General features: G+C 66.1%; 6 protein-coding genes and 1 pseudogene. All 7 read right to left on the bottom strand.

Going from position 1 to position 4,783, the window contains the following annotated elements:
- A partial coding sequence (locus Q0W90_RS23290; protein WP_297776913.1) for a DnaB-like helicase C-terminal domain-containing protein occupies positions 1 to 1,463 on the bottom strand: 1,463 nt, incomplete at its 3' end.
- A gap of 530 nt (positions 1,464 to 1,993) precedes the next feature.
- Positions 1,994 to 2,452 carry a 50S ribosomal protein L9 gene (rplI, locus tag Q0W90_RS23285; protein ID WP_297601642.1) on the bottom strand — a complete coding sequence of 153 codons (459 nt, stop codon included), beginning with the start codon at positions 2,450 to 2,452 and terminating at the stop codon, positions 1,994 to 1,996.
- 38 nt (positions 2,453 to 2,490) lie between these two features.
- On the bottom strand, positions 2,491 to 2,745 hold the full coding sequence (gene rpsR, locus Q0W90_RS23280; protein WP_067256320.1) for a 30S ribosomal protein S18: 255 nt from the start codon (positions 2,743 to 2,745) through the stop codon (positions 2,491 to 2,493).
- Positions 2,746 to 2,787: 42 nt separating this feature from the next.
- Positions 2,788 to 3,312 (bottom strand): single-stranded DNA-binding protein, encoded by a 525-nt coding sequence (locus tag Q0W90_RS23275; RefSeq protein WP_297601633.1) that lies wholly within the window; start codon positions 3,310 to 3,312, stop codon positions 2,788 to 2,790.
- Between the two features lie 118 nt (positions 3,313 to 3,430).
- Complete coding sequence (rpsF, locus tag Q0W90_RS23270; protein ID WP_061557737.1) at positions 3,431 to 3,721, bottom strand: 30S ribosomal protein S6; 291 nt, start codon at positions 3,719 to 3,721, stop codon at positions 3,431 to 3,433.
- 121 nt (positions 3,722 to 3,842) lie between these two features.
- Positions 3,843 to 4,484 carry a DJ-1/PfpI family protein gene (locus Q0W90_RS23265; RefSeq protein WP_297776907.1) on the bottom strand — a complete coding sequence of 214 codons (642 nt, stop codon included), beginning with the start codon at positions 4,482 to 4,484 and terminating at the stop codon, positions 3,843 to 3,845.
- A gap of 4 nt (positions 4,485 to 4,488) precedes the next feature.
- Positions 4,489 to 4,783 (bottom strand): annotated as a pseudogene (locus Q0W90_RS23260) (hypothetical protein); the annotation flags it as partial.

The following is a 4,783-nucleotide window of genomic DNA, read 5'->3' as shown; positions in this document are numbered from 1 at the left end:
GACGACATCAGCTGCAGATAATCGACGACCACCAGGCGCAGGTCGGCTTTCTGCCGCAGCCGGCGCGCTTTGGCGCGGATCTCCATCATCGTCAGGTTCGGCGAGTCGTCGATATACAGTGGCGCCTCGCTGATTTCGCTCATCCGACGTGCTAGCCGAGTCCAGTCCTCGTCGCTCATCCGACCCGAACGCATATCGGCGAGTTTGATTTTCGCCTCCGCCGACAGCAGCCGCATCACGATCTCGGACTTGCTCATCTCCAGCGAGAAGATGACGCTGGCCATGCGGTGCTTGATCGAACACGACCGCAAAAAATCCAAACCCAGCGTGGAATTGTGCGTCGGCACCATCCCGCGCCCCGCCAGGTACAGGTGCGCGGGATCGTCCACCTCGACGCAGCGGACCGGGACGCTGGGCACCCGGCGTGCCGACTCGATCTGTACTACCGGAGCCAGCAGTCCGGTGGCGGTCCGCTGTCCGGCGTACCGAGCGGCGGACCCTTCTACGACGATTGCGTCCACACCGGACCGCAATTGGGCCGACGTGCGAATGCCAGCAGAGGTCGGCCACTGATGCGCCGCGTCGGCGACAATGACCGTCCCGTCAGAAAATTCCACCTCATAGCACGGCCGTCCCAGCATCACGTCGGTGGCAGCGACGACCCGCGTCGGCTGTCCGTCGGCGCCGAGCAACTCATCACCGACCGCGACATCAGCCATCGTCGTCCAGCCGCTCGGCGTGGGCAGCGGCGTGTCCAACGCGAGCGCCTTCCCCACTCCAGGCCTGGCCGCCACGATGATCATCTGCCCCGCATGTAGACCGTTGGTCACCTCGTCGAGCTCGGTGAAACCGGTCGGCACGCCGCGCGCCACGCCGCCGTTGGAGGCGATGGCGTCGATCTCGTCCATCGTCGGCTGCAGCAGATCCTCGAGCGGTACGAAATCCTCCGTTGTCCGGCGGTCGGCCACCTCGTAGATCTCGGCCTGCGCGCGGTCGACCACCTCGGCCACATCGGCGCCCTCGGCGCCCGCATAGCCGTACTGCACCACCCGTGTGCCCGCCTCGACCAGGCGCCGCAGTAGCGCCTTCTCGGCGACGATGGTCGCGTAATAGCTCGCGTTGGCGGCGGTGGGGACCGTCGAGATCAGCGTGTGCAGATACGGCGCTCCACCGATCCGGCGCAGCAGGTTGCGGCGGTCCAATTCGGCGGCGACCGTCACGGCGTCGGCCGGCTCACCACGCCCGTACAGGTCCAGGATCGCGTCGTAGACGTTCTGGTGCGCGGGGCGATAGAAGTCCCCGGGCCGCAGCCGCTCGAGCACATCGGCGATGGCGTCCTTGCTCAGCAGCATGCCGCCCAAGACGGCCTGCTCCGCCGCGAGATCCTGCGGTGGCTGCCGCCCGAAGTCCTCGCTGGGCGACGACGAATCCATGCCCGACGTCAGATCATCGACGACCGCCATGGATTCCCTTCTCCCCGTTTCCACGCACCCGAACATACATTCGATAGACGACATTGAGGGTAGGTCAAGGTATTGACACCTTCGCCCCAGAACAGTCGCGCGTCCGGCGCCGGGACGACGTTAGACGTTGCTGGCTACTAGGTAAACGGGGCGCTGTTCATGAAGCTGTGCATCGTGTGTGCATATCCGTCGACACCTGTGTTGAGCGGGGTGTGGAGAACCTGTGGATTAATGCAAAGGGCTAGGGCATCTGTGCAGATACCGGCCATACAACGCCATGAAATTTGTGTGGACAAGAATCTCTACGGCGTGTCGGGCCAGGTTACCGTCCCGGGCGTGTTGGCTTTCCGCCACATTTTCCCAGCGTTACGGGCCGGTAACGGGGACCACCTGGATACACCCCAGAAATAGTTCGCTAGGGAGCGCGTCCGCGACCGTCCGGGGCGAAGCGCAGCCACAAGCCCGCAGCGCAACAGACCCCGACGGCGGCCGACCAAGGTCACCGCTGGGAATGAGCAAATGTTGAGCGCTTAGCTCTGCGCGACTACCTCGACCGCGACCTCGACGTCGACCTCCGGGTGCAGGTGCACCGCCACCGGGTGGGTGCCGAGGGCTTTGATGTGCGACTTGGGCAGCCGGACGATCCGTTTGTCCAGGTTGGGGCCGCCGGCCTTCTTGATCGCGGCGACGACATCGCCGGCGGTCACCGAGCCGAACAGCTTCCCGGAATCCGCCGCGGTCTTCACCGGCAGCGAGACCTGCCCCAGCGCCTCGATGGCGGTCTTGAGTTCGTTGGCGTGGCCGAGGTCGCGCACCACCTTGGTTTCGCGGGCCCGGCGGATATCGTCGGCCTGCTTCTGCGCACCGCGCGAGGCCACGATCGCCAGGCCGCGCGGGAGCAGGTAGTTGCGGCCGTAGCCGTCCTTGACCTCGACAGTGTCGCCGACGGCACCGAGGTGGTCGACGTCAGCCGTCAGAATCAGCTTCATCGTTTCGTACTTTCAGTTGGGTTAAAAAGGCGTGGCGTCTATCGCGCCGAGGAGGTGAAGGGCAGCAGAGCCACCTCGCGGGCGTTCTTCACCGCGATCGCGACGTCGCGCTGGTGCTGCACACAGTTGCCGGTCACGCGGCGCGCACGGATCTTGCCGCGCTCACTGATGTACGTGCGCAGCAGCGCGGTGTCCTTGTAGTCGATCGCTTGTCCCTTCTTCGAGCAGAAGACACATTTACGCGCCTTGACCGGCTTTTCCGGAGCCGGGCGCCGCTTGTTGGACTTGGCCATGTCTGTCTTTCTTTCCCTTTTCTACTGCTGAAGTTCTTTGTGTCAGAACGGCGGTTCGTCGTCGCCGCCGGCGAACGAGCCCGACGCGGGCGCGCTGCCCCAGGGGTCGTCGGCGGGCGCGTTGCTCGCCGGCGCCGCCTGCTGGCGGGATCCACCGCCGCCCCCACCGCCGAAGCCGCCGCCACCACCGCCGCCACCACTGCGCGAGGCCTTGTTGACCTTGGCGGTGGCGTACCGCAGTGAGGGGCCGATCTCGTCGACCTCGACCTCGAAGACGGTGCGCTTCTCACCTTCACGGGTCTCGAACGAACGCTGCTTGAGCCGGCCCGTGACGATCACGCGGGAGCCGCGGGTGAGGCTTTCGGCGACGTTCTCGGCGGCTTCCCGCCAGATGTTGCACCGCAGGAACAGCGCCTCGCCGTCCTTCCACTCGCCGCTCTGGCGGTCGTAGATCCGAGGCGTCGACGCCACCGTGAAATTCGCGACGGCGGCACCCGACGGGGTGAACCGCAGTTCAGGGTCTGCGGTCAGGTTTCCGACAACGGTGATAGTGGTGTCACCAGCCACAGTTTCCTCCTCGTTCCACGCTGTTCCTCGCCGCTCCGGTAGTGGATGTCATGAGCGTGTTCTCGCTGAAGCCTACGCAGGTGCACCCCGCCGTGGGTCCACGGCGCGGCCACGATTGTTAGTGCTTGTCGGTGCGCATCACCTTGGTGCGCAGCACCGACTCGTTGAGGCTCAGCTGGCGGTCGAGCTCGGACACCGTCGCCGGCTCGGCTTTCAGGTCGACCACAACGTAGATGCCTTCGGCGTGCTTGGCGATCTCGTAAGCCAGCCGGCGCTTACCCCAGATGTCGACCTTGTCGACGCTCCCGCCGTCCTTGCGAACGACATTGAGGAACGTCTCCAGCGACGGAGCAACGGTACGTTCGTCGAGCGTGGGGTCAAGAATGACCATGATTTCGTAGGGACGCATGGAAACCTCACCACCTCCTCTGGTCTATGCGGCCACGGTCGATCCGTGGCAGGAGAGTCGCCTGCGTCGGCAACCGCCCCAGGCTACCGGAAGGCGGGCTGACCACCAAAAATCCTCCCGATCACTTCCGGGTGTGCCGGTATTCGGCGGCCCGGGCGACCGTCGCGTCGTCGGCCTTGGCCAGCGAGCCCGCGTCGAAGGGCGGCTGCGGGTCGTACTCGATGAGCAGCTGAGCGGCCTGCGCGGCCTGACGATCGACGAGCAACTCCACCAGGCGCAAGGCCATGTCGATGCCGCTGGACACCCCGGCGGCGGTGATGATCCGCTGGGGTAGGTGCTCGACGACGCGGTCGGACACATAGTGCGCACCCAACTCGTTCAGCAGGTCGGCCGCGCTCCAGTGCGTCGTCGCGGTCAGCCCGTTCAGCAGTCCGGCCGCGGCCAGCAGCAGCGCGCCGGTGCACACCGAGGTGGTGAACCGGGTGGTCGGATGTACCGCCTGCAGCCAGGCCCGGATGGCCTCGTCGTGGATCAGCTGGCGGGTACCGATGCCGCCGGGGAACACCACCACATCCGGCGCTCCCACCTCGTCGAAGGTGGCATCGCAGCTGACGCCGAGCATGCCGTTCTCGGTCCGCACCTCACCCCGGCGGTGCCCGACGAACACAACCTCGATCGACGGGATGCGTTGCAGTACCTCGTAGGGACCCACCGCGTCCAGTGCGGTGAAGCGCGGAAAGATCGGAATCGCTACCAGATTCATGGCGTCATGGCGCCATCGCGGGTTGTTCTTCGGCACCGTCGGACGCCGGCGCGCTCGCGCGACGCGACCCTGCCGGTCGCAGCCAGTCCGGCAGCCAACCGGGCGGGGCGTCAGGTGCGCGGTCGAACGGCCCGCCCGCCGGATCGTCCACCCGTCCGCCCCATCGCACCAGGTCCTCGTCGGGCCGGTAGATCTGACGAATCACCAGCGCACACAGCCCGATGACCGCGATGTCACGCAGCAGCACCGTGGTCGTGAAGAACTGCTCGGGCAACGAACGGTTCGGGTTGCCATAGAGG

It is taken from the genome of Mycobacterium sp., assembly GCF_025933915.1.
Classification (GTDB): domain Bacteria; phylum Actinomycetota; class Actinomycetes; order Mycobacteriales; family Mycobacteriaceae; genus Mycobacterium.
This window is presented reverse-complemented; position numbering and strand designations above follow the sequence as displayed.

Bases quoted from the DNA above. Each gene is read 5' to 3' on its own strand.
- rplI (WP_297601642.1), bottom strand. From the start codon at position 2,452: ATGAAGCTGATTCTGACGGCTGACGTCGACCACCTCGGTGCCGTCGGC.
- rpsR (WP_067256320.1), bottom strand. From the start codon at position 2,745: ATGGCCAAGTCCAACAAGCGGCGCCCGGCTCCGGAAAAGCCGGTCAAG.
- rpsF (WP_061557737.1), bottom strand. From the start codon at position 3,721: ATGCGTCCCTACGAAATCATGGTCATTCTTGACCCCACGCTCGACGAA.
- Q0W90_RS23265 (WP_297776907.1), bottom strand. From the start codon at position 4,484: ATGAATCTGGTAGCGATTCCGATCTTTCCGCGCTTCACCGCACTGGAC.